This is a genomic window from Actinopolymorpha sp. B11F2 (assembly GCF_040195635.1).
Taxonomy (GTDB): domain Bacteria; phylum Actinomycetota; class Actinomycetes; order Propionibacteriales; family Actinopolymorphaceae; genus Thermasporomyces.
The window spans coordinates 87457-110788 of sequence record NZ_JBEFTX010000019.1 but is presented as its reverse complement, the minus strand read 5'-3'; the positions used below and the strand labels follow the sequence as shown (position 1 = coordinate 110788).

20 protein-coding genes, 1 pseudogene and 1 riboswitch are annotated in these 23332 nt (G+C 68.9%); of the genes and pseudogenes, 12 read left to right on the top strand and 9 right to left on the bottom strand.

Annotated features, from left to right (window positions below; genetic code table 11):
• Nucleotides 1-14: 14 nt before the first annotated feature.
• On the bottom strand, nucleotides 15-1847 hold the full coding sequence (locus tag ABN034_RS28000; RefSeq protein ID WP_349693972.1) for an ABC transporter substrate-binding protein: 1833 nt from the start codon (nucleotides 1845-1847) through the stop codon (nucleotides 15-17).
• Between the two features lie 223 nt (nucleotides 1848-2070).
• Nucleotides 2071-2283, bottom strand: coding sequence for a CsbD family protein (locus ABN034_RS27995; RefSeq protein ID WP_349329446.1), 213 nt, complete (start codon nucleotides 2281-2283; stop codon nucleotides 2071-2073).
• A gap of 414 nt (nucleotides 2284-2697) precedes the next feature.
• Between ABN034_RS27995 and ABN034_RS27990 the strand changes: the two genes are divergently transcribed.
• The 7 genes from ABN034_RS27990 to ABN034_RS27960 all read left to right on the top strand — a co-directional run bounded on the left by ABN034_RS27990 (nucleotide 2698) and on the right by ABN034_RS27960 (nucleotide 9669).
• Entirely contained in the window at nucleotides 2698-3534 is an 837-nt protein-coding gene (locus ABN034_RS27990) for a class I SAM-dependent methyltransferase (RefSeq protein WP_349693971.1), read from the top strand.
• A complete protein-coding gene (locus ABN034_RS27985; RefSeq protein WP_502879104.1) occupies nucleotides 3507-4112 on the top strand; it encodes a DUF8737 domain-containing protein in 606 nt (201 codons plus the stop codon). The genes ABN034_RS27990 and ABN034_RS27985 overlap by 28 nt, the downstream gene beginning before the upstream one ends.
• 109 nt (nucleotides 4113-4221) lie before the next feature.
• Nucleotides 4222-4818 (top strand): TetR/AcrR family transcriptional regulator, encoded by a 597-nt coding sequence (locus ABN034_RS27980; RefSeq protein ID WP_349693969.1) that lies wholly within the window; start codon nucleotides 4222-4224, stop codon nucleotides 4816-4818.
• 108 nt (nucleotides 4819-4926) lie between these two features.
• Complete coding sequence (locus ABN034_RS27975; RefSeq protein WP_349693968.1) at nucleotides 4927-6486, top strand: sodium:solute symporter family protein; 1560 nt, start codon at nucleotides 4927-4929, stop codon at nucleotides 6484-6486.
• On the top strand, nucleotides 6470-7780 hold the full coding sequence (locus tag ABN034_RS27970) for an AGE family epimerase/isomerase (protein ID WP_349693967.1): 1311 nt from the start codon (nucleotides 6470-6472) through the stop codon (nucleotides 7778-7780). Before ABN034_RS27975 ends, ABN034_RS27970 begins: the two co-directional genes overlap by 17 nt.
• Nucleotides 7777-9042 (top strand): neutral/alkaline non-lysosomal ceramidase N-terminal domain-containing protein, encoded by a 1266-nt coding sequence (locus ABN034_RS27965; protein WP_349693966.1) that lies wholly within the window; start codon nucleotides 7777-7779, stop codon nucleotides 9040-9042. Before ABN034_RS27970 ends, ABN034_RS27965 begins: the two co-directional genes overlap by 4 nt.
• 69 nt (nucleotides 9043-9111) lie before the next feature.
• Nucleotides 9112-9669: a GNAT family N-acetyltransferase gene (locus tag ABN034_RS27960; protein ID WP_349693965.1), complete on the top strand. Its 558-nt coding sequence runs from the start codon at nucleotides 9112-9114 to the stop codon at nucleotides 9667-9669.
• A gap of 31 nt (nucleotides 9670-9700) precedes the next feature.
• Here ABN034_RS27960 and ABN034_RS27955 read toward each other — a convergent pair whose 3' ends face one another.
• The 4 genes from ABN034_RS27955 to metH all read right to left on the bottom strand — a co-directional run bounded on the left by ABN034_RS27955 (nucleotide 9701) and on the right by metH (nucleotide 16953).
• Nucleotides 9701-10792 carry a Gmad2 immunoglobulin-like domain-containing protein gene (locus tag ABN034_RS27955; RefSeq protein ID WP_349693964.1) on the bottom strand — a complete coding sequence of 364 codons (1092 nt, stop codon included), beginning with the start codon at nucleotides 10790-10792 and terminating at the stop codon, nucleotides 9701-9703.
• Nucleotides 10789-12471, bottom strand: a complete 1683-nt coding sequence (locus tag ABN034_RS27950) for an ATP-binding protein (protein WP_349693963.1) — start codon at nucleotides 12469-12471, stop codon at nucleotides 10789-10791. Before ABN034_RS27950 ends, ABN034_RS27955 begins: the two co-directional genes overlap by 4 nt.
• Nucleotides 12472-12478: 7 nt before the next feature.
• Nucleotides 12479-13177 (bottom strand): response regulator, encoded by a 699-nt coding sequence (locus ABN034_RS27945; RefSeq protein ID WP_349693962.1) that lies wholly within the window; start codon nucleotides 13175-13177, stop codon nucleotides 12479-12481.
• 80 nt (nucleotides 13178-13257) lie between these two features.
• Nucleotides 13258-16953, bottom strand: a complete 3696-nt coding sequence (gene metH, locus ABN034_RS27940) for a methionine synthase (protein WP_349693961.1) — start codon at nucleotides 16951-16953, stop codon at nucleotides 13258-13260.
• A gap of 16 nt (nucleotides 16954-16969) precedes the next feature.
• A riboswitch (S-adenosyl-L-homocysteine riboswitch) is annotated at nucleotides 16970-17047 on the bottom strand.
• A gap of 226 nt (nucleotides 17048-17273) precedes the next feature.
• Here metH and ABN034_RS27935 point away from each other — a divergent pair.
• Entirely contained in the window at nucleotides 17274-17876 is a 603-nt protein-coding gene (locus tag ABN034_RS27935) for a ClpP family protease (RefSeq protein WP_349694015.1), read from the top strand.
• A 3-nt stretch (nucleotides 17877-17879) separates the two neighbouring features.
• Nucleotides 17880-18500, top strand: coding sequence for a ClpP family protease (locus ABN034_RS27930; protein ID WP_349329434.1), 621 nt, complete (start codon nucleotides 17880-17882; stop codon nucleotides 18498-18500).
• Here the strand turns inward: ABN034_RS27930 and ABN034_RS27925 are convergent.
• A complete protein-coding gene (locus ABN034_RS27925; RefSeq protein ID WP_349693960.1) occupies nucleotides 18487-18819 on the bottom strand; it encodes a helix-turn-helix domain-containing protein in 333 nt (110 codons plus the stop codon). The genes ABN034_RS27930 and ABN034_RS27925 overlap by 14 nt on opposite strands.
• A 114-nt stretch (nucleotides 18820-18933) precedes the next feature.
• On the opposite strand from ABN034_RS27925, the pseudogene ABN034_RS27920 reads away from it, so the two are divergent.
• Both ABN034_RS27920 and ABN034_RS27915 read left to right on the top strand, forming a co-directional pair.
• Nucleotides 18934-19209 (top strand): annotated as a pseudogene (locus tag ABN034_RS27920) (aminoglycoside phosphotransferase family protein); the annotation flags it as partial.
• A 141-nt stretch (nucleotides 19210-19350) separates the two neighbouring features.
• Nucleotides 19351-20208 (top strand): sugar phosphate isomerase/epimerase family protein, encoded by an 858-nt coding sequence (locus ABN034_RS27915; protein ID WP_349693959.1) that lies wholly within the window; start codon nucleotides 19351-19353, stop codon nucleotides 20206-20208.
• On the opposite strand, the gene ABN034_RS27910 is transcribed toward ABN034_RS27915, so the two are convergent.
• Entirely contained in the window at nucleotides 20184-21092 is a 909-nt protein-coding gene (locus tag ABN034_RS27910) for an HAD family hydrolase (RefSeq protein WP_349693958.1), read from the bottom strand. The genes ABN034_RS27915 and ABN034_RS27910 overlap by 25 nt on opposite strands.
• Nucleotides 21093-21148: 56 nt before the next feature.
• On the bottom strand, nucleotides 21149-21619 hold the full coding sequence (locus ABN034_RS27905) for a MarR family winged helix-turn-helix transcriptional regulator (RefSeq protein WP_349693957.1): 471 nt from the start codon (nucleotides 21617-21619) through the stop codon (nucleotides 21149-21151).
• A 371-nt stretch (nucleotides 21620-21990) separates the two neighbouring features.
• Between ABN034_RS27905 and ABN034_RS27900 the strand changes: the two genes are divergently transcribed.
• Nucleotides 21991-23310 carry an MFS transporter gene (locus tag ABN034_RS27900; protein ID WP_349693956.1) on the top strand — a complete coding sequence of 440 codons (1320 nt, stop codon included), beginning with the start codon at nucleotides 21991-21993 and terminating at the stop codon, nucleotides 23308-23310.
• Nucleotides 23311-23332 lie beyond the last annotated feature (22 nt).

Sequence of the window (23332 nt, the reverse complement as noted above, 5' to 3'; positions counted from 1 at the left end):
CGGGCGCTGGTGTCTCAGCTGGCAGGCGCCAGCTTCCCGGTGAACATCGCCAGGATGGCGAAGTTGTCGGCGTACGGCGAGTTCTGCAGGATCGGATCGTCGTCGGCCGGCCAACCCTTCACCCGGGTGCCCTCCAATGCCGGGTTGTTTCCGTACCTCTCGAACAGCGGAATGATCGGGAGCAGTTCGTTGAACGCGAGTGCGGCCGTCGCCACGTTCTGCTTCTGCGCGGCCTCGTCGAGCCCTTCCCCTGCGGCGTTGACGATCTTCTCGAGGTCGACCGGCCCGAACGCGTCGGTGTCCTGGGTGAGTTCGAAGGCGATTCCCTTGCCACCCTGGTTGGCCGCGATAGGGATGTTGTGCGTGAACAGATCGGTGACGAACGAGAAGTGTGGGTGCGGGTGGCTCGATCCCCACGCCTGGATCGCCAGCTCGAACGCGCCCTTGTCGACGTCGATCGGTTGCTGGTTGGCGGTCACGCCGCGTGGACGAACGGCGATGCCGAACTTCGTCAGTTGCCGCGCGAGGTTGGTGCCCGAGGTCGACCAGTCGGCCCACTCCGCCGGGAACACGAGCGTGTAGCTCGCCTTCGTCCCGTCCGGTTTCTGCCACGCCCCACCGACCTTCTTCCAACCGGCGTCGGTGAGCATTGCCGCCGCCTTGGCCTGGTCGTACGCATAGGTGTCGAGCTTGGCCTGCTCCTCCTCGGACAGCCAGCCGGGAACCAGGATGTCGGAGAAGCCCGTCATCGACTCGACGCCCACACCCGACCTGCCGAGGGCGAACGTCCCGTTGGCCTTGCGGTCGATCGCGTGTGCCAGGGCGCGCCGCACCCGCACGTCCTTGAACTCCGGCAGCTTGTCGAGGTTGAACAGCAGGGCCGGACCTGAATAGACGGGCGGCCGGATGACCCGGACACCCTTTTTGACGAACTGCTGCTCCTCCGCGACCGCGAACCCGTGGGTGGCGTAGTCGACCTCCTTCGACAACACCAGCGGGGTGATCTGGCTCGCCGACTCACCGGCGTACAACGTGATCGTGTCGAACTTGATCCTGTCCGCGGCGAAACCCTTGTCGTTCTTGACGAGCGTGAGCTGCGCGTTGGTGATGCTGGCGAAGTCGTATCTGAACGGCCCGCTGGTCAACACGTCCCGTTCGGGATCCTGCGGGCGGTAGGCCTGGAGATCCTCGTTCAGGGTGCCGCCCTCGTCGGTGTCGAGATCCTTGCCGGACGCGAAGAGGTCCTCGGCCCGTTGCGCGAACTGGCCGTAGGTCGCGTCGGCCATGATGGGCGCCCGCAGCACGTACCGCTCGACGACGCTGGACGGATTGTTCATCGTGAACACGACCGTGCGCTCGTCGGTCGCCTCCATCGACGTCACGAAACCCCACTCGGTCTGCCGCATGATCCGCCGGCACCAGAAGGTCGTCATGACGTCCTTGCTGGTGAGTGGCGAGCCGTCGTTCCAGGTGAGGTCGGGCTTGATGGTGAGCGTGAACGTCTTCGCCGCCGCGTCGAACGCCCACGAGTCGGCGAGCAGCCGTTCCCACTTCTTGTCCTGCCAGTAGTACATGCCGCCGGGCAGGAAGATGAGGTCCTGGTAGATGCTGCCGGCGAGAATGCCGTCGGTGACGCCGGCCATGATGTTGAAGTGGCCCTTCGGCGGGACCTGGTACGGCCAGGCGCCCACGAACTCCGCCGTCCCGCCACCGCCCGCCCCGCGCCCTCCCTCACCGTCGCCGCCGCAGGCGCCCACGATGCTGGCGCCCGCCGCGCTCAGGCCGATGATCTCGAGCAGCCGGCGCCGGGAGAGGTCCGGGTGGTGGGCATTCGATGACGGACTCATTGGTCCTCCACGAGCTGGTGGCGGCTGGATTCTCCGCACGGTGCATGCGTCGTACCAGTGGAGTTGACCAAGACACAAGGCCATGCTCGAGGAGGGACCTGTAACGGACAGATTCACGTTCGTGGGGACAGCCAGATCGGACACCGACGTGCGACCCGACCCGCGCGATCCCGTCAGGCCGACGCATCCGGCCCAACGGGATCGCGGTTTCGGAGAAGTCGGCTCACTCGCTGTCGGTGAACTTCCGCTCCGCCGATTCCTTGACGTCGCGAGCGGCATCGCCCATCTTGTCGCCGGCCTGTCGTGCCTGCGCTTCCGCCTGCTCCGAACGTCCTTCCTTTTGGGCTTGTTCGTTGTGGGTGGCCTGGCCAACCTTCTCCTTGGCCATCCCCTTCATCTTCTTGACCTTGCTCTTTGCCTTGTCGGCCTTACTCATGCCGAGGATCTCCCTCCAGGCGCCACATGCCACGTCGTAGGACTGGCGCGGCCTCATCGCCTGGTCACCTACCCGCCTGGGCCTTGATTCCATTCGTCAGCTCCGCGCGTCCGCGACAGACAGGCGGGCATCGGCACGGTCGGTGACGCGGCGATCGGGCCAGTCCGGACAGGTGCTGCGCGTCTCGGCACAGGCGTTGTCGTACGGACAATCGGGAGGAATCGAGGTCTCGTTTCTCGGCGACGCCAGCCGAGGGCAGGCGATCTCGGCAACGCGGAGGACCCCGCAGCTACCTGAACACACCTGTTCAGGTTATCGTTAGCCAGGTACTATCCTTTACAACAGTGTTCAGGTTCCAGTCGGGGGGGTCACCCGCCCGGTGGAACGCGGAAGATCGACAGGAAGGGACCCCTCGTGCAATCGATCGTCAACACACACCAGGCCGAGGCGTGGAACGGATATGAGGGCGAGCACTGGGCTGCCCATCAGGACCGATGGGACGCGGTCAGCCGCGAGTTGAACGACCATCTGCTCGCCGGAGCCGCGATCGGCGTGCAGGACCGCGTGCTGGACGTCGGCTGCGGAAACGGACAGTCCACGAGGTCGGCGGCCGTCCGAGCGGCTCGGGGGTACGCCCTCGGAGTCGACCTGTCAGGGCCGATGCTCGAACGAGCCCGGGCCACCGCGGCGGACGAAGGCATCGACAACGTGCGCTTCGAACAGGGCGATGCGCAGGTGCACGCGTTCGAGTCCGGCGGTTTCGACGTGGCGATCAGCCGCGGCGGAGTCATGTTCTTCGCCGATCCGGTCGCCGCCTTCGCCAACATCGGACGCGCGCTCCGGACCGCTGGGCGCTTGTTGTTCGTGTGTCCGCAGGAGGTCCACCGGCAGAACTGGTTCGTCGCCCCGATGACGGCACTACTCGGTCGTCCGCCTGGACCTGCGGCACCAGGTGACCCCGGGATGTTCTCCCTGGCAGACCGGGACCACCTCGACAAGGTGCTGCGCGCCGCCGGGTTCGAGACGGTGACCGCCACGGAGATCGGCGTACGGATGACGTACGGCCGCGACGCCGACGATGCCGCCGAGTTCTTCCTCGGCATGGGCCCGGCTCGTTTCCTGCTCAGCCAGACCGGCCGGGCGCACACCGACGTCCGTCCCGCGGTCAGCGCGGCGCTGCGTCCGTACGAACAGGTCGACGGGGTTCACCTGCCGGGTCGCTTCTGGCTGGTCAGCGCGACCCGGCCCTGATCGAGACATTCTCCGGCGCCTACGTCCAGGGCTCCGGAGACGTCAGGCCATGGCTCGGACTCGCCGCCGTCTCGGTCCTCGCCGAAGTGCTCCTCGCCGGCCGGATTCCCCTCGTGTCCCGCATCCTGGCCCACCCTGGGGCTCTGTCCCTTCTCGTCCTCCCGAACGTATTCCGGATCGTCGGCGCAACGTTCCTGACCGTGATGGCGCTCGGGCACCTGCCCGCGGCCTTCGCGCTGCCCGCCGGTCTGGGAGACATCGCCGCCGGGGTGGCCGCGCCGTTCCTCGTCTGGCGGCTGGCACGCGGCGACCGGCGCGGTGGGGTGAGCTTCCACCTGTTCGGCATCCTCGACCTCGCTGTCGCCCTGGCCGTCGGCTACCTCGCCGGCCTAGGACCGGTCCAGCTCATCCACGTCGCCCCCTCTACGGAGGCGCTCGGGATGCTGCCGCTGGTGCTCGTCCCGACGGTGGCCGTCCCCCTGATCATCGGGCTGCACGTCCTGTCGCTTGGTCGGCTTCACGCCATGGCGCGGGCAAAAGTCCGCCACGCCCCGGAGCCGCTCCCGGCGGCCGGCTGATCCGCCGGCGTGCGCGGAGATCGGAGCGAGGCGTTCGCCCATCGGCATGGGTCTTCGTCCGCGCGGGTCATGTCCAGGCGCACCCCGTGCGTCGCCGTATCCTCACACCATGACCGGCGAGACGGCCGCGAACCGCGCCACGCCCCGGCGCCGACGCGCCGACGCGGAACGCAACGTCGCCACGATCATCGACGCCGCGTTGGACGGGATCCTCGCCGGCGGCGAGGTCAACATGGCGGCCCTCGCCCGTGCGGCCGGTGTCAGCAGGGTCACTCTCTACACCCATTTCCCTACTCGGGAGGCACTGCTCGAAGCCGTCGTGGACCGTGCCATCGCGGACGCGAAGGAACTGGTGAGTGAGCTGAGGCTCGACGATGGCCCGCCGCAAGAGGCTCTGTCCCGACTGCTGCGGTCCCAGTGGCGAACACTCGACCGGTACCGCACCCTCTACGCCCTCGCCGCCACCGATCTACCCCCACCCCGGCTACGCGCACTCCACGCACCGTTGTTCGGCCGGGTCGCGAAGCTCATCTCCCGAGGGCAGGCCGACGGCGAGTTCCGTACCGACCTGCCGCGAAGCTGGCTCGTCGCCAGCGTCTACGGCCTGATGCACCAGGCCGCCGAGGAGGTCAACGCCGGCCGCCTGTCCGCACGCAAGGCCGGCGACACGGTGACAGCGACGGTGCTGTCCGCCCTGGCCGGCTGACCGCAGGCTGGCTTGCCGAGTTGGCTTGCCGAGTTGGCTCGCCAGGTTCGCTTGCCAGGTTGACCGGCAACCGATTGCACGCCAAGGTGGCTGGCCAGGAGCCAGGCGGTGTCAACCCAGCGAGGAGACGTCATGTCGGCGTTGGACTGGACGGTGGTCGTCGGCTACTTCGTCGTGATGGTGGCCATCGGGATGTGGGCGAAGGCGCGCATCCACAACGCGGCCGACTTCTTCGCCGCAGGCGGCAGGATGCCGTGGTGGCTCTCGGGCATCTCGCACCACATGTCGGGTTACAGCGCGGCGGTGTTCGTCGGGTACGCGGCGATCGCCTACACCGAGGGGTTCGTTCTCTACATCTGGTGGGCGCTCGGCATCACCTTCGCCATGCTCGTGGGTGCTTTCGTGTTCGTACCTCGCTGGCCACGACTGCGCATGCGGCTCGGGGTGATCTCGCCGCTGGAGTACCTCAAGATCCGCTACAACCTCCCGACGCAACAGGTGCTCGCCTGGAGTGGCACGGCACTCAAGGTCTTCGACGTCGGCGCCAAGTGGACCGCCACGGCCCTGCTGCTGAACGTGTTCGCCGGCGTACCCCTCGCGTGGGGTGTCCTGCTCACCGGCGGCGTCACGCTGATCTACTCGACCATCGGCGGGCTGTGGGCCGACGCGCTCACCGACCTGGGCCAGTTCCTCATCCAACTCGTCGCCGGCGTCGTGATGTTCGTCGCGGTGCTGGCCCACCTCGGCGGCGTCTCGTCGATCTGGACCATGTGGGGCGACCTGCCCGAGGGCAACGCCGAACCGTTCAGCGGGCAGTACACCCCGTTGTTCGTCCTGGTCTACCTGCTCATCAACACCCTGTCCTACAACGGCGGCACCTGGAACCTCGCGCAGCGCTTCATCGCCTCGCCGAGGGGCAGCACCGCCCGCCGGGCCGCGCTGCTCTCCGCCGGCCTGTACCTCGGGTGGCCGCTGGTGATGTTCTTCCCCATGTGGGCGGCGCCACTGCTGCTGCCCGACCTCGCGAACCCGGAGCAGTCGTACGCCCTGCTCACCAAGGAACTGCTGCCGGTGGGGCTCGTCGGCCTCGTCCTCGCCGGACTCTTCTCGCACACCATGGCGATGACCGGATCCGACGCGAACGCCATCTCCGCAGTGGTCACCCGCGACATCCTGCCCGCCGTGTGGCGCGGCATCCGCGGCGCGGCAGCGCGCACGGAGCTCGTCGTCGGGCGGATCAGCGTCTTCACCTTCATCGCGCTGAGCATGGTCATCGCACTCACCGCCGACAGCTTCGGCGGCGTCCTCGGCCTGATCATCTTGTGGTTCGGCGCTCTCGTCGGGCCGATCGCGATCCCGATGCTGTTCGGCCTGCTTCCGGCGTTCCGGCGCTGCGGGCCGGCGGCCGCGATCCTGTCCTGGGCGGCTGGCCTGGCGACGTTCGTCGTCACGAGGTACGTCATCGACGCCTGGGTCGTCTCGCTGGCGCCCGACCTGGTGACGGCGGTCCAGGTCGGCGGACCGGTGGTCGTCGCGCTGCTGGCGTACATCCTCATCGGGTTGGTTCGGCCGTGGCACGACGTGCGCTCCGCCGAACTGGTCGAAGCCCTGTCCACCGACGCCGACGACGCCGGCACACCGGAGCGCGCCGATGCCCGAGCCGGCTGAGGCCGACCCGATCGGGGCCAATCCGATCGAAGCCAACACCGCCATCGGGCGGCACCTCGTCGATGATGTGCTCGCCTGGTGGATGCAGCACGGCCCCGACCGCGAGCACGGCGGCGTGTTCACCTGCTGGAACAACGCGGGTACGACGCTCGTGTCGACCGACAAGTACACCTGGTCGCAGGGGCGCTGGGTCTGGCTGATGGCGCGGGTCGCGACGGCCGCCGCCCGTGGGGTGGGCGATCTCGATCCCGCGATTTACCTTGCGCAGGCCCGGTCCACCGCTGCCTTCGTCCGCGACCACGCCGTGCGGCCGGACGGGACGACGGTGTTCGTGACCGACCGCGCCGGGCGGCCGAAGCCGGGTGCCGGTGAGGCCAGCGTGTTCGCGGACCTGTTCGCCGCGCTGGGCTTCGCCGGCCTTGCCCAGGCCGAGCGCGTCGTCGAGGCGCCGGACGGTGAGCGGTGGACCGACCTCGGCGAGCGGCTGCTCGCCACAGCCGCGGAACGCATCGCCGCCGGGACGTTCGAGTCGGCGCCCTATCCCGTGCCGGCCGGGCACGCGTCGTTCGCCCTCCCGATGATCCTGACCGGTGTGGGCGAGCAGGTGCACCGCGCGACGGGATCCGACCGGTCGGCGGGCATCGTCTCGGACGCCGTCGCCCAGATCGAACGGACGCACCTGCGCGAAGCGGACGTCGCCGAGATGCCCCCTCTCGTGTCCGGCCGGGACGACACCATGCTGGCGCGGCACCGGGCACCGGGGCACGTGCTCGAGGCCCTGTGGTTCCTGCGGCACGCGGCGGATCTCGCGCCGGGCAGCCTCGCCGACCGCCTGGACGACCTGTGTGACGTCGCGGTCCACGCCTGCCGGATCGGCTGGGACGACGAGCACGGCGGGTTGTTCCGGTTCGCCGACCGGGACGGGGGCGAACCGCGCGGCAGGCGTACGGACGATCGCTACGAGGCGCTGGTCGCCGACACCTGGGACACCAAGCTCTGGTGGCCACATGCGGAGGCGCTCTACACGTTGGCCCTGCTCGGCGCTCAGACCGGCCGGGCGGACGTCGCCGAGTGGTACGAACGGCTGCGTGCGTACACGATGGCGACCTTCCCGGCCGGTCCGGGACAGGAGTGGATCCAGATCCGCCGGCGCGACGGGAGTCCCTTGGAGGCCACCGTCGCGCTCCCCGTCAAGGATCCGTTCCACATCGCCCGCGCGCTGCTGCTCCTGGGCGAACTGGCCCACGACCCGCTGCCGCCGGAGGGTGGCCGCTCCGGGAGGGTGATCGCATGAGTGGCGAACGGACGGTACGCGCAGGGGCCGCCGTGGTCGACGTGACACCGCCCGCGGGCGCCACGATGTCCGGCTACGCGGCCCGCCTGGGCCCGGCGACCGGCGTCCACGACCCGATCACGGTGCGGGCGGTCTGTCTCGAGGACACGGCGCTGGTCGCGGTCGACGTGGTGGGCCTGCACGAGGACTTCTGCGCCACGGTGGCACGGCGGTGCCCGCTGCCCGATGAGGGCGTACGCATCCACGCCACGCATACCCACAGTGGTCCCGCCAGCGTGCCCGGCCGGCTGGGCGGCGGTGTCGACGCGGTCTGGCTGGCGAAGCTGGAGGACGCCTGTGTGGAGGCGATCGCCGCGGCCGTCCGGCGGCGCGTGCCCGTGCAGGTGCTGGCCGGCTACGCCGCCGAGGTCGACGTGGCACGCAACCGGCGGCGTATCGATGGTCCGGTCGACCACAGCCTGCCGGTGGTACGGCTCGTTGCCGACGATGGCGCTTCCGTCGCGGTGGTGATGTCGTACGCCTGCCATCCGGTCGTCCTCGGCGCGGACAACACGTTGCTCAGCGCCGACTATCCGGGCGTGGTACGCCGGCTGGTCGAGGCGCGCCATCCGGGCTGTGTGGCGCTGTTCCTCACCGGGTGTGCGGGCGACGCGAACACCGGACACGCGGCGAGCGCGTCCGTCACCCAGCAGGCCTCGATGTCCAGGACCTTCGCCGCCGCCGAGCAGGCGGGTGAAACGCTCGCGGCCGCGGTGCTGGACGCCCGCCTGGTCGCACACGCTGGGCCGGTGCGCGCGGCCAGGACCACGCTGGACCTGGACATCGCTGACGACCCTGGGGTGGACGGGGTCGACGAGTGGCGACGCCTCGCCGCCGATCCCGGCACCGACCCGGGCCTCACGGCACTGATGCGGTACTGGCTCGACTGGTCAGAACGCATCGCCGGCAGGGGCGAACGCCGGTGGCCCGCGCCCGTGGGGGTTCTCGACTGGGCCGGCGTACGGATCGTCACCCTGCCGGGAGAGCCGTTCGCCCAGCTCGGGCTCGACATCCGGGCGGCGGTCGGTCAGAGGCCCGCGGCGGTCACGATGGTGGCGGGCTACACGGACGGGTGCCCGGGCTACCTCCCGACCTCGCCGGAGTATGCGTTCGGTGGGTACGAAGTCGAGGAGGCTCACCGCTACTACGGCCTGCGCGGACCGTTCGCTCCCGGATCGGCGGAACGCCTGGTCGAGGCCGCCACAGCGCTGGCTCGGTCCTAGGCCCTGTCCTAGCCGGCACTCCGTCCGACCCCGCGTACGATCCCCGATCCCCGCAGACACCGCGCGCGAATGGTGTTGCGTCAGGCGGCGGTTGTCGTCGAGCCTGCCGTGGTGGCCACCTCGAATGTCAGCATCAAGCCGGTCGTTCCCGCGCTCCTGCCACCCACCATCCGGTTCCTGACCGACTGGGTGACCGGCAGCGAGGCGAAGGCCGACGAACACCTGGAGGACCACCCCTCCGGCGGCGGGTCCAGTTTCGTCGCCATGCACGGCGACGAGGCTGTCGGCATCGCCACCATCCGGTGGGAGTCCAGGTATGCCGGCTTCAGGGACCACGGCATACCCCTGCTCCACCAGGTCTCGGTGGCGGGACCATTCCGCCGGCAGGGCATCGCGACGAGGCTGATGGACACCGCCGAACGACTCGCCCGGGACCGTGGAGCCGCGACTCTCGGCATCACCGTCGGCCTGTTCGACGAGTACGGCCCGGCGCAGCGGATGTATGCCAGGCGCGGCTACATCCCCGACGGGCGCGGCGCGTGTGTCGGCGCCACGCCCGTCGGTGAGGGCACCACGGTGACCATCGGGCACGACCTGATCCTGTGGCTCACCAAGGATCTTCGCTGACCCGACTCCGGACCGCGATCATCGGATCGGGTCACGGACTGAGGGTGACCGGGATGTCGACCACGTGGATCCGTGAGCCGTTCTCGGCTGACACTTCGTACACCTGGATCGTCCCGGGTTGGGTTCTGCCGACCGCGAAGCGGACGGCTGTGGAGTAGCTCCCCCGGCAGCCGGTTCCGCAGGTGGCGGTGGTGAAGGCGGTCGCGATCTCGGCGCCCGAGGCGTCGAGAATGCGAATGCTCACCGTGGCCTCGAAGACGTTCGCGGTTCCGGAAACCGTGACCGGGCTGGTGACGGCCGCGCCGATGTGCGGCGACGTGACCACGATCGGCGGCAGCAGGTCGGCGTAGTCGGCTCGTCCGACCGGCATGTTTCCGGCGCCGTTGATCCGGAACTCCACCTTGGAGAACGTCGGATACTGCGTCAGCGTGTAGACGACCTGCGCCTGTCGTTGCCGAGCGAGGGTTCGACCACCGGTGAAGAACGACGACGGCAGGTCGATGCTGGCGACTCCTCGGGAGTACGACGCGATCGAGAACGCCGTGTCCGTACGAATCGGGCTGCGCATCCCGGCAGCGGCCTCGACCGCGGACGGCCCGGCGACCAGCTCGGTCACCGCGAGGTGGGCGACGGCGGGCGTCCAGGGCCTGGTCCTGCTGGTCACGGCCAGCGCGCCGTCCCGAACGAACCAGAGCTGGAACGTGTGGACCTTGCCGGGAGAGCCCGGATCCTTGGGCCGGGGACTCGCCGGCGTGGTGGTGGGCGGCGGGCCGGGCGGTCGGGGCGGACTAGTTCGGGTCGGTCCTTCGCTCGCCGACGTCCCCGGTGTCGGCGCAGGCGTCTTCGTGGTGGGCGGCGGCGTGGACGGGGACGGCGACTGGCTGCGCGGCGCCGACACCGTGGGCGCAGGGCCGAGCGCTCCTGAACCGGACGCCACGCAGGCCGGAAGTGCGAGCGAAGCGCCCAGGGCGAGTGCGACCAGCGGAACAGTGAGCCGACGACGCCCGGCGCGGACAGTGCGAACAGTGCGGACAGCGTGGCTAGTGCGGACAGCGTGGATGCTGCGGACGGGGCGGGAAGGGTGAGTTGTGCGTGGGACAGGGCGGGTGAGATGGGTGTTCATGGTGCTTCCCCCTTGAGAGGTTCGTGCACCTCACGGTCCGCGCCGAGTTCATCGGCAGCCTCACCGTCGCGTAACAGTCGTGTCGCTGCCGACGGCCCGGGCTGTGCACTCGCCGGCCCTGCGGCCACCGGCCCTGCGGCCACCGGCCCTGCGGCCACCGGCCCTGCGGCCACCGGTCCTGCGGGCGCTCGTGGCGTGGAAGCTCGTGTGGGGGCTGGGTTGGCGGTCACCGGTAGCCGCAACCGGAACTGCGTCCCCTCACCAACGTTGCTGCTCACCTCGAGGGTCCCGCCGAGCAGGCGGACGTTCTCCCGGACGATGGCGAGTCCGAGGCCGCTGCCGCCGCCGGAACGGGCCGTGTCGACCTTGTAGAAGCGTTCGAACAGGTGGGGCAGGTGCTCGCGCGCGATTCCCGGACCCTGGTCGGTGACGCTCATCGACACCCACTGCCCGTCCCTGCGTAGACTCACGGCGATCCCGCCACCGTCCGCGCCCGGATCACCGTGCTCGACCGCGTTGCCGACCAGGTTGGCGACGATGCGTTCCAGCCGCCTCTCATCACTGAGCAACGTGACGGGCTCCCCTTCCACCCGAACCGAGCGGTCCCAGCCGTGCCTCCGCAACACGGCGGCGACAAGTGCGGAGAGGTCGACCTCCGTCCGGCGTACGTCCTCACCACCCGCACTCAGCCGGGAGATCTCCATCAGCTCGTCGACCAGCCGCCGCAGCCGCAGGACGTCGCCCACCAGCAGTTCGGCGGGGCGGCGCGCCTCGGCGGGCAACCGGTCGAAGCTGTCGGCCAGCAGGGAGGCCGCCGCGACGAGAGCGGTCACGGGGGTACGCAGTTCGTGGGCGACGTCGGCGGTGAACCGCCGCTCCCGCTCCTGCGCCGCCGACAGCGCGGCGATCTTCGCCTCCAGAGCCCCGGCCATCCGGTTGAACGACGCGGCCCACGCGCCGAACTCGTCGCGACCCTCGGCGGGCAGGCGCGTGTCGAGCAGGCCTTCGGCCACGGCGCGCGCCGCCTCGCTCGCGCGTGCGACCGGGCCGAGGGTACGCCGTGCGATCACCGTGCCCACCAGGGTCGCCACCGCGACCACACCCAGCCAGCCACCCAGCAACGCGGCGGCAAGCTGCGCGAGGTCGGTATGGAGGCGATCCTCGACGAACACGACGAAGAGCTCCGCCGAGCACGTCGACGCGGGTGCTGTCGGGCCGACGCTCTCCGGGCTGGTGCAGCCCGGGATCCGACCACCGACGACGAGCAGGTGGCGGCCGACGTCCACAACGCGTTCGTACCCGATCTGACCGTTGGCGGTGACCGAGCGGAGGCGCTGCGACAACGGCGGATCGAAGCCCGGGTTGGAGGCCGCCGCCTGCGTGTCCTGCACGAGGATGACGTGCCGGCCGCTTTGTTCGAAACTCCCGAGCAGCCGGGCGCTGCGGTCGTTGTCCAACGGCAGGAACTCACGGGCCACCAGGAGCTGGAACCGTACGTCGGACTCCGCGCGCTGCAGGGACTCGGCGAACCGGGCGTTCTGGACCAGTGCGTACGCCCCGATCGCCAGCGCTGCCGCGGAGACGCCGGCGACGAGGACGAACGCGATCGTCAGCCTGCGCCGGAACCGCCACATCTGCGGAACCCTCGGCCGCCCCGCGACGAGCGTGCGCCGAGCCATGGCAGGCCTACTGACGCTCGACTGGCGCGCCGGGCGTGAGCTTGTAGCCGACGCCACGGACGGTCCGGATCAGCACGGGTCGGGTCGGATCGTCCTCCACCTTCGCGCGTAGCCGCTGGACGGCGACGTCGACGAGCCGCGAGTCGCCCAGCCGGTCGTACCCCCACACGCGGTCGAGCAACAGCTCCCTGGTGAAGACCTGGCCCGGTCGGCGCGCGAGCTCGACCAACAGCCGGAACTCGGTCGCGGTGAGGGCGAGTTCCCGGCCGCACTTGTGGACGGTGTAGCTCGCCGGATCGACCACCAGGTCTCCCACCGCGAACGGGGTGTCCAGCGGCGGCGCGGTCGCTCGACGCAGCACGGCCCGCAGCCGGGCGATGAGCTCGTGGATCTCGTACGGCTTGCGTACGTAGTCGTCGGCACCACCCTCGAGACCGACGACCACATCGATGGGGTCCGTCCGCGCCGTGAGCATGACCACCGGCACCCGGCTCGTCCGGCGAATCTGCCGGCACACCTCGAACCCGTCGAGCCCCGGCAGCATGACATCGAGCAGCAGCAGATCGAACGCTTCCCGCCGCGCCCGCGCGAGGCCCTCGCTGCCATCGGTTGCGGTCGTGACCCGGAACCCCGCCCGCGCCAGGCCAAGGGCGGTGATCTCCCTGATGGAGGCATCGTCCTCGACGAGAAGGACGTGGGCGTTCATGTCTCAGCGTAGAGCCGCTGGCGGCGGCACCACGGGCAAACGCCGACATCGCTGCCTTGCCGCCGGCCTCAGAGCAGCGTTCAGCCTTCGGCGGAGGGCTCCTGCGGCTCGTAGTCGAGGTTGGGACGCAGCCAGCGCTCCACCTCGGAAAGGTCGAGGCCGCGCCGCCCGGCGTACTCCTCGGTCTGGTCCCTGCCGAGGCGCCCCACCGTGAAGTACCTGGACGACGGGTGGGCGAAGAGCAGGCCGCTGACGCTGGCGGCGGGCGTCATCGCGAAGGAGTCGGTCAGCTTCATGCCGAGCCCGTGCGCGTCGAGCAGGTCGAACAGTTCCTGCTTCTGGCTGTGATCCGGGCTCGCGGGATAGCCGAGGGCCGGCCGGATGCCGCGGAAGCGCTCGGCGTGCAGGTCCTCGATCGCCGGGTCGGCGTCGGGTTCGTACCACGCCCGCCGCGCCTCGAGGTGGATGTGCTCGGCGAACGCTTCGGCGAGCCGGTCGGCCAGGGCCTTCGCCATGATCGCGCGGTAGTCGTCGTGCCCCGCCTCGAAGCCCGCGGCGAGTTCCTCGGCACCATGGATGGCCACCGCGAAACCGCCCAGGTGGTCACCGGCCGGGGCAACGTAGTCGGCGAGGCATCGGTTGGGCCGCCCGGCCGGCTTCGCCGTCTGCTGGCGCAGCATCGGGAACCGCACCCCGGTGCCGAGAACGATGTCGTCGCCCTCGGCATGTGCCGGCCAGAAGCCGTACGCGCCACGAGCTCTGAAGCTGCCATCGGCGACGATCTGGTCCAGCATGGTGTTCGCGTCGTCGAAGAGTTCGCGGGCCACCGGCTGGTCGAGAATGGCCGGGTACTTCCCCGTCAGTTCCCAGGCGAGGAAGAGGAACTGCCAGTCGATCATCTTCCGCAGCGTCGTCAGATCCGGTGTGATCGTGCGTACGCCGGTGAACGCCGGAACGGGGAGGTCCTCGAAAGGCACCTCCTCCCGGTTCGCCCGAGCCTTGGCGAGTGTCAGCAGCGGAGTACGCCGTCTGCCCGCATGCTGTTCGCGCAGCCGTTCCTGCTCGGCGCGGTTGGTCTGGGCGAGTTCCTCGGCCCGGTCGGTGTCGAGCAGGTTGGAGACGACGCCGACGACCCGGGACGCGTCGAGCACGTGAACCGTGGTGTTGTCGTAGGCGGGCGCGATGCGTACTGCGGTGTGCTGGCGCGAGGTCGTGGCACCACCGATCAGCAGCGGCTGCTTCAGCCCTCGGCGTTGCATCTCCGTGGCGACGGTGACCATCTCGTCCAATGACGGCGTGATGAGGCCCGAGAGCCCCACAGCGTCAGCGTTCTCGGCAGCCGCGGTGTCCAGGATGACCGACGCGGGCACCATGACGCCGAGGTCGACGACCTCGTAGTTGTTACAGCCGAGGACGACACCCACGATGTTCTTGCCGATGTCGTGGACGTCGCCCTTGACGGTGGCCAGGACCACCTTTCCCTGTCCACGAACCGATTCCGCCCGCCCGTCCTTGATCGCCTGCTGCTTCTCGGCCTCCATGAACGGCTCGAGATAGGCAACGGACCGCTTCATCACCCGCGCGCTCTTCACCACCTGGGGCAGGAACATCTTCCCGGCGCCGAAGAGATCACCCACGACCTTCATGCCGTCCATGAGCGGTCCCTCGATCACGTCGAGCGGACGCGCCGCCTGCTGCCGGGCTTCCTCGGTGTCCTCCTCGATGAAGTCGACGATGCCGTGCACGAGGGAGTGGGCAAGCCGCTCCTCGACGCCCGCTTCGCGCCAGGACAGATCGACGGTACGACGGGTGCCGGAACCGCTCACCGTCTCCGCGAAGGAGACGAGCCGGTCGGTGGCGTCAGGGCGCCGGTCGAACAGGACGTCCTCGACCAGCTCGAGCAGGTCCGCCGGCACGTCCTGGTAGACGGCCAGCTGGCCGGCATTGACGATGCCCATGTCGAGGCCCGCGCGTACGGCATGGAACAGGAACGCCGAGTGCATCGCCTCTCGTACGACATTGTTGCCACGGAAGGAGAACGACAGGTTGGAGATGCCACCGCTCGTCCGCGCGCCCGGGCACCGCTCCTTGATCAGCGGCAGCGCATCGATGAACGCCTTCGCGTAACCGTTGTGCTCACTGATCCCGGTCGCGACCGCGAGCACGTTGGGGTCGAACACGATGTCTTCGGCAGGGAAGCCGATCCGCTGCGTGAGCAGGTCGTACGCCCGGGCGCAGATCTCCACCTTGCGTTCCGTGGTGTCCGCCTGGCCCTGCTCGTCGAAGGCCATCACGACCACGCCGGCGCCGTAGGCGCGGATCTTCCGCGCCTGCTCGAGGAAGGGCTCCTCACCCTCCTTGAGGCTGATGGAGTTGACAATTCCCTTGCCCTGGACGCATTTCAGCCCGGCCTCCAGCACGCTCCACCGCGAGCTGTCGACCATGATCGGAAGGCGGGCCGCCTCCGGCTCCGTCGCGATCAGGTTGAGGAACGTCGTCATGGCCTGCTCGCTGTCGAGCAGGTCGGCGTCCATGTTGACGTCGAGCAGGTTGGCCCCACCACGGACCTGCTCCAGGGCGACGTCGACGGCGGCCTGATAGTCGTCGCCCTCGATCAGGCGGCGGAACCTCGCCGAGCCGGTGACGTTGGTGCGTTCGCCGATCATGACGAACCCGGTGTCCGCGCCGATCTCGAACGGCTCGAGACCACTGAAGCGGGTGTGTGTCGCGGCCGGCGGAACCTCGCGCGGTGACATACCGGCGGCGGCGGCCGCGATCTGCTCGATATGGGCCGGCGTCGTACCGCAGCAGCCACCGACGATGTTGACCAGGCCCGCGTTCGCGAACTCGCCGAGCAGCCGGCCAGTCTCCGGCGGTGTCTGGTCGTACCCACCGAACGCGTTCGGTAGGCCGGCGTTGGGATAGGAGGCGGTGTAGGTGTCGGCCAGCCGGGAGAGCTCCGCGACGTGCGGCCGCATCTCGTCCGCACCCAGCGAGCAGTTCAGCCCGACGACCAGCGGCTCGGCGTGTTCGACCGAACGCCAGAAGGCTTCGACGGTCTGGCCCGACAGCGTGCGGCCGGAGAGGTCGACGATCGTGACCGAGATCCACAACGGCAGGTGCGGCGCGACCTCGCGGGCGGCGGCGACGGCCGCCTTCGCGTTGAGCGTGTCGAAGATCGTCTCGATCAGCAGGACGTCGACGCCGCCCTCGGCCAATGCCTGGATCTGCTCGGCATACGCGGTCCGGACCTCATCGAAGGTCACCGCGCGATAGGCAGGGTCCTCGACGTTCGGCGACAGCGACAACGTGACGTTCAGCGGTCCGATCGAGCCGGCGACGAACCGGCCGCCCACCTCGTCGGCCGCCTGGCGGGCCAGCTGCGCGCCGCGCAGGTTCATCTCCGGTACCAGCGCCTGCAGCCCGTAGTCCGCCTGGCCGATGCTGGTCGCGGTGAACGTGTTCGTCGTGGTGATGTCCGCACCCGCCGTGAGGTACTGCCGGTGCACGTCGAGAACGACGTCGGGACGCGTGAGGTTCAGCAGGTCAGGGTCGCCGGTCACGTCGTGCGAGTGATCGCTGAGCCAGTCCGCGCGGTAGTCCGCCGGTTCCAGGCCGGCCTGCTGCAGCATCGTGCCCCAGGCCCCGTCGAGCACGACGATGCGCTGGTCGAGGAGTTCTCGAAGACCTTGAGCGGCTTCACCCGCCGTGACTCCGCGCGTACCTCTGGCGTCGTCATGTCCACGATCATCGTCGCGGCTCGAAGACCTGACCACTGGAGCACCTCCCACTCGCTGGGAGGCGCCCTTGCGATCAACAGTCCGGGTCGAGCGTGGCGGGCATCAGCCCGTTGCAGCGCCTCTCGACCCGGATCCGAGGATACCAAGGACGGGTCGACCCGGTGCTGTGGCGCATCGGCCGGGCGGTGCGGCGCCTGCCGTGGTGCGCCATCTGACGCGGGCGGGCTGGCACCGCGTGGGGCTGATCTCGTTCGCCCTCAGCGGATCTGCCCACAGCAGAGGATGAGCCGGCGAGCGCCGTTCCTCGACGACAGTGGTGGTCGGAACGGACTCGAGGAGGCACCGTGAACCTGTCCATGATCGAGGCGGCCACCGGCACGAACACCTTCGACGACCAGCTGGCCGCCCGCCTGTTGCACCATCGGATCGTCCTACTCGGCTCAGAGGTCGAGGACGTCAGCGCCAACCGGGTCTGCGCCCAGCTGCTACTGCTGTCGGCGGAGGACCCCAGGAGCGACATCAGCCTGTACATCAACAGCCCCGGCGGCGTGGTCTACGCCGGGATGGCGATCTACGACACGATGCGACTGATCCCCAACGACGTGTCGACCCTGGCGATGGGGTTCGCGGCGAGCATGGGCCAGTTCCTGCTCTGTGCCGGTACGAAGGGCAAGCGGTTCAGCCTGCCGCACACCCGGATCATGATGCACCAGGGCTCGGCCGGGATCGGCGGAACCGCCGTCGACATCGAGATCCAGGCGGAGAACCTGGAGTACTCCAAGGCCCAGATGCAGCGGCTCCTCGCCGAGCACACCGGCCAGTCGGTCGAGACCATCCGGACCGACAGCGACCGCGACCGCTGGTTCGCCCCCGAGGAGGCCCGTGACTACGGGATGATCGACACGGTGGTGGACTCCCTCGACACCATCGGTCACGGCATCGGCCGCAGGGGGTTCTGAGCCATGGCCCACTACACCATCCCCAACGTCATCGAACGCACCCACACCGGCGAACGCGCCACCGACGTCTTCAGCCGCCTGCTGTCCGACCGCATCATCTTCCTAGGCAGCGAGATCGACGACGACGTGGCGAACGTCGTCATGGCGCAGTTCGTCCATCTCGAGGGTGCGAGTCCGGACACCGAGATCTCGCTCTACATCAACTCACCCGGTGGTTCGTTCAGCGCACTGATGGCGATCTACGACACGATGCAGTACGTACTCCCCGACGTGGCGACGATCTGTCTCGGGCAGGCGAGCTCGGCCGCTGCTGTGCTCCTGGCCGCTGGCGCACCCGGCAAACGGTTCGCGCTCAGGCATTCCCGGGTGCTCCTGCACCAGCCGGAGGCCAGGGGGCAGGGCGCTCTGTCGGACCTGCAACTGCAGGCCCGGGAAGTCTCACGGGTGCGTGCCCAGATGCTTCAGGTCCTCAGCGAACACACCGGACGGTCCATCGAGTCCCTCCGCGCCGACACCGACCGCGAACGCGTGTTCGACGCCGACGAGGCGCGCGAGTACGGCCTGGTCGATGGTGTGATCACCAACCGCAGCGAGCTTCTGGAGCCGATGTTCACGCGGCCATGAGCACCGGGCCGGTGGGACGCCCGGCCGGGATGGCGCGGGCCTCGACGGTCAGCACCCGGAAGGTCCGCGCCACCAGGTCGGCAAGGCGGATGTTCAGGGCGGCGCACACGGCTTGGAGGATCTCCGAGGAAGCCTCCTTGCGGCCCCGCTCGATCTCGGAGAGGTACTGCATCGACATGCCAGCGGCGTCAGCGACCTCGGTCAGGGTCCGCCCCTGCTCGGTCCGGACGTCCCGCAACGCCCGGCCGATGGCCGCACGCAGAGGCAGTTCTTGCGGTCGTGTCCGAGGCCGTAGGGGAACCACCTTGTCCGTGCTCATCCATACCCTCCTCGCTGGTCCGGCCAGCGTACCGCGGCGCCCCGCCGGCGTCTTCGTGAGCGCGGAGACATCCCGGCCGGTGGTGACCGGCTGACCTCGACAGCGTGCCGCACGCTCGACCCCAAACCCCTGGCCGGCGACCCCGGATTCGAACTGCTCCCTGCCCTGCACAACCGATGGGACGACGTTGTCGCGACGGCAGACGTTCCGCGTGCCGTGCGACGCCGTTTCGACCTGATGACCGACACGCTCGGCCTTGACCGGCAGCGCGCCATCGGCTGGACGCTCGGACGCGTTCTGCAGAACGTCCTCTGGGATGTCGAGAACGCCGACACCACTGTGCACACAGGGCCGGACAGGGCGATCGCGCAGATCCTGCTCGACCAATAGCGAGGTACGTACGTCACAAGGCAGCAATTGGACATGTCTGCGCACGAAAAAAGCACCGGCCTTGTGTCGTCCCGGTCCGTCAAGTAGCGTCCGCGGATTCGATCCGATGGTGAAGCGGAGGTACCCAGAGTGTCGGTACGCGTGGGAATCCAGCTGTACTCCGTCCGGACCTCGATGGGCAAAGACCCGCATCGAACGCTCGAGAGGCTGGCAGAACTAGGCTTCACCCACCTCGAAGGCGCCAATCACCACGCGGACACCGATGACGGGATCGGGTTCGGCATGCCGGCCAGGGATCTGCGCGCGATACTGAACGAACTCGGCATGGACATCGTCGGCTGTCACATCAATCCGTTGAACCTGGACCGTCTGCCGGAAATCCTCGACTACCACGGGGAGCTGGGAAACACGCGGGTCGGTTGTGACATCGAGTTCTTCCCGTACGCGGACATGGACTACATCCTCCGTCGCGCCGAGTTCTTCAACGACATAGGTGAACTCTGCCGGGCGCGCGGGATGCGGTTCTATTACCACAACCACTACCAGGAATTTCAGATTGTCGACGGCCGTACGGTCTACGACCTGATCATGGAGCACACCGATCCTGGCCTTGTCTACGTGGAGATGGACACCTACTGGATGGCACGGGGCGGCCAGGATCCTGTCACGATGATGAAGAAGTACCGTGACCGCCTGATCCTGCTCCATCAGAAGGACTTCCCGCGCGATGCGCCGCAACCTCTGGTCATGTTCGAGGGGATTGTCGACCGGAACGCGCCGATCACGATGGAAACGTTTCTCGAGACGAAGGATCCCCGCTGCTTCACCGAGATCGGAACGGGCATCATGTCGATCCAGGAGATCATCGACACCGCTCTCGACTGCCCGAACTTCGAGTACCTCCTGCTGGAGCAGGACCACAGCCAGCTGGACGATCTCGCCTCAGTGGAACGCAGTCGTACGGCCTTCGACCGCTACACCGGCGTGTCGTGGGACTGAGCCGGCGACTGACCTGCAGCGGTCGGTGGGGTGGGCGGGGTAGTCGCGGTCGGTGTGACCAGCGCGGTCACCGCGGTGAGCGCCTCGATCACACCTGCCCCCACCCTGGCCTGCGCCACGTAACCGCCGCATTTTCTGACCGCGTCCTTGACCTCCGTGTCGGCGTTGCCGGGTGTCGCGGCGCGGAACCCGAACGCGCCGTCCAACATCGACATGTCGTTGGAGGAATCGCCGATCGCGAGGACCTGATCGGCAGGGACGCCGCACAGGTCGGCGAGGGTCGCCAGGACGTTGCCCTTGCCGGCTTGGCGATCGACCACCTGGACCAGCCGGGTGTTCCGGTTGCAGGCGAGCTCGCTCTCCGCGTCCAGCAGCCGGTCCGCCAGCCAGTCGCGAAGGACGGCGGCGTGCTGGGACAGCTCCAGCCGGATGGTCGCCAGCCCACGGCGCGCGATCTCGCTTCGGTCGAACCTCCTGGACGTCCACCCACGGCGATCGGCCTCCGCCGCCACCCTGTCCACCCACCGCATCGCCTCGTCGAGAAGCGCGTCCCAGCGTTTGCGGATGACGACGTTCCATTCGTCGTACGAGTGGTAGGCGGGAGCGGGTTGCCGGTGCTCGTCGAGAAGATGGATCTCTCGCTCGTTGGCGATCAGTGCTGCGAACCGGCCGGTCGTCGGGCCGACGTTGTGTCGCTCGAAGAGCTCGACCTGGAAGTCGAGCGGACGTCCGGTCGCGGTCACGCACATGACGCCCTTGGTCTGCAGGGTTTCGAGTGTCGTGAGCACCTGGTGGTCGATCGTGGTGCCCGACTCGAGGATGGTCCCATCGAGATCGAGGGCGACCATGCGGACGGGTGGAGCGACGCGACGGTCGACCGACAAGCTTCTCAACTCCACTCAGGGACAGGGCTACAGGTAGGACGCGACACCACAGATCATCACCCGCGTCGCCGTACGCCTGGTTGGTCGTGGTCAGGTTTGGTCACCTTGAGCTCGTCGACCAGCGCCTCCAGCGCGGGCAGGGCATCGAGGAGAGTGCGCGCGGCCTCGTCCGGCAGCCGTTCCAGACACAAGGAGACGGCTCGTGTCCGCAGTGTCCGGATGCGCTGGTGGACGCGCCGCCCGGCCGGGGTCACCTCCACCCGCACCACGCGCAGGTCGGCCGGATCCGGACGTCGCTGAACAAGTTCCAGCTCGTCGAGCCGGCCGACGACCCGGGAGAGCATCGTGGGGTTCAGACCCTCGAGCCCGGCGAGTTCTGCCATGCCCAGCGGGCCGCGCCCCGTCACCAGGCCGAGCACCGACGCCTGGGTCGGCGTCAGGCCCTCGCCGGTCGCCGTCGCGTTGAGCTCTCGGGCCAGCCGGCCGATGACGACGCGCAGGCGGGTAACCGTGTCGGCGTCCACCATCTCTCCACCCCTTAGTTGCCTGCCGGCAAGCAATGTAGTCTGACACGGTGCGCACATCGGAGCCGTCATCACCTGAGGACCACCCTCTCCGGCGACGAGCTGGCTCCACCACCCGCCTCGGACGGGGGCGCGGGAAGCGCAAGCATATGGTCCGTACGCCTGCGCCCGGACCGGCCTCGGCCAAGCAGGAGAAGTCCACCGAGCCGACATCGACGTCCGCACCGACATCGGCACCAGCATCCGGCTCGGCGCCGGCCTCAGCGTCGGTCTCGGCGTCGACGTCGGACAGCCAAGGGAAGCCCCCAGCAGCGCCGGCCACCACCAGCGTCGGAGACGAACCGCTCCCCCGTCGCGGCATCGTCTTCGCCATCGTGTCGATCGCCCTCTTCATGGGCTCGATCGACCAGACCAGCGTGGCGACCGCTCTCACCGCGATCCAACAGGACATGCAGACGCGGATCAACTGGAGTGGCTGGACGATCACGATCTACGCCCTCGGCCAGATCGTGGTACTGCCACTCGCCGGCAGGCTCAGCGACCAGTACGGCCGCAAGCGCGTCTTCCTCGGCGCCATCGTGGTGTTCGTGACCGCCTCCCTGTGCTGCGGTCTGGTCGACAACATCTACCTGCTGATCGGGTTCCGTGCCCTGCAGGCGCTGGGCGGCGGCGCGTTCATGCCGTCGGCCACCGGCATCGTCGCCGACCACTTCGGCAGCGGGCGGGACCGCGCACTCGGCATGTTCACGAGCATCTTCCCGATCGGCGGCATCGTGGGGCCGATCATCGGGAGCGTCTTCGTGACGTACTGGTCCTGGCGTGGGATCTTTCTCATCAACGTCCCGATCGGCCTCGTCCTCTTCGGCCTCGCGGCGGCGCTCATCCCGGCGGGTGCCCGCAAGCCGGTCGCTCGGACCGACGTCCGCGGAGTCGTGCTGTTCGCCGGCGCGATCCTGGCGGCGATGTACGGAATCACCACCCTCGGCAACGCCAGTACGCGGCTCCTGCATCCGGCGTTCCTCGTCTCGGAGGTGCTCGCCCTGGTATTGGCGGTGCTCTTCGTCCAGCACACGAGAAAGTCCGCTGCCCCGTTCATTCCCTGGCGACTCCTGCGTGGCAAGGGATTCGGGATCATGAACCTGATCAACTTCTGGTTCGGGACCGCCGCACTCGGGTTCGGGGCACTGCTCCCCCTCTACGCCGAGGCGCGCTTCGGCTTCGACGGGCTGGAGGGCGGGACGCTCCTCACCGCCCGTGCGGTCGGGATGATCTGTGTCGCCGGGCTCGCGGTCCTGGCGTTGCGCCGTACCGGCTGCCGGCTACCGATCGTCATCGGATTCCTGCTCGTGGCCGGCGGGCTGGTCGGACTGGCGTTCGCGCCGGTGGGGAGTTCGTCGTACGGATGGCTGGCGGTCGCCACCGGCGTCACCGGCCTGGGCATGGGCCTCGCCGTACCCGCGTCGAACAACGCGAGCCTGCAACTCGCGCGCGACCACCTCGCCGCGGTTGCCGGGCTCCGTGGGATGTTCCGGCAGTCCGGGTCCATCGTGGCCGTATCGATCTCCACCGCCGTGCTCGCGCGAAGCAGCGATGCCGGGGCGACGCAGGCGTACATCTTCCTCGTCTTCGCGATCATGCTCGTGTGCATCACCCCCCTCGTCCGCCTCGTTCCCGAGCACCGCGGAAGGTGGTAGCCGACGCTGGCGACCGCTCGCT

Coding starts and splice junctions, on each gene's coding strand:
- ABN034_RS27935 (WP_349694015.1), top strand. CDS start 17,274: ATGATCGAGGCGGCCACCGGCACGAACACCTTCGACGACCAGCTGGCC.
- ABN034_RS28000 (WP_349693972.1), bottom strand. CDS start 1,847: ATGAGTCCGTCATCGAATGCCCACCACCCGGACCTCTCCCGGCGCCGG.
- ABN034_RS27960 (WP_349693965.1), top strand. CDS start 9,112: ATGGTGTTGCGTCAGGCGGCGGTTGTCGTCGAGCCTGCCGTGGTGGCC.
- ABN034_RS27905 (WP_349693957.1), bottom strand. CDS start 21,619: ATGGTGGACGCCGACACGGTTACCCGCCTGCGCGTCGTCATCGGCCGG.
- ABN034_RS27930 (WP_349329434.1), top strand. CDS start 17,880: ATGGCCCACTACACCATCCCCAACGTCATCGAACGCACCCACACCGGC.
- ABN034_RS27965 (WP_349693966.1), top strand. CDS start 7,777: ATGAGTGGCGAACGGACGGTACGCGCAGGGGCCGCCGTGGTCGACGTG.
- ABN034_RS27925 (WP_349693960.1), bottom strand. CDS start 18,819: ATGAGCACGGACAAGGTGGTTCCCCTACGGCCTCGGACACGACCGCAA.
- ABN034_RS27950 (WP_349693963.1), bottom strand. CDS start 12,471: ATGGCTCGGCGCACGCTCGTCGCGGGGCGGCCGAGGGTTCCGCAGATG.
- ABN034_RS27945 (WP_349693962.1), bottom strand. CDS start 13,177: ATGAACGCCCACGTCCTTCTCGTCGAGGACGATGCCTCCATCAGGGAG.
- ABN034_RS27955 (WP_349693964.1), bottom strand. CDS start 10,792: ATGAACACCCATCTCACCCGCCCTGTCCCACGCACAACTCACCCTTCC.
- ABN034_RS27980 (WP_349693969.1), top strand. CDS start 4,222: ATGACCGGCGAGACGGCCGCGAACCGCGCCACGCCCCGGCGCCGACGC.
- ABN034_RS27970 (WP_349693967.1), top strand. CDS start 6,470: ATGCCCGAGCCGGCTGAGGCCGACCCGATCGGGGCCAATCCGATCGAA.
- ABN034_RS27995 (WP_349329446.1), bottom strand. CDS start 2,283: ATGAGTAAGGCCGACAAGGCAAAGAGCAAGGTCAAGAAGATGAAGGGG.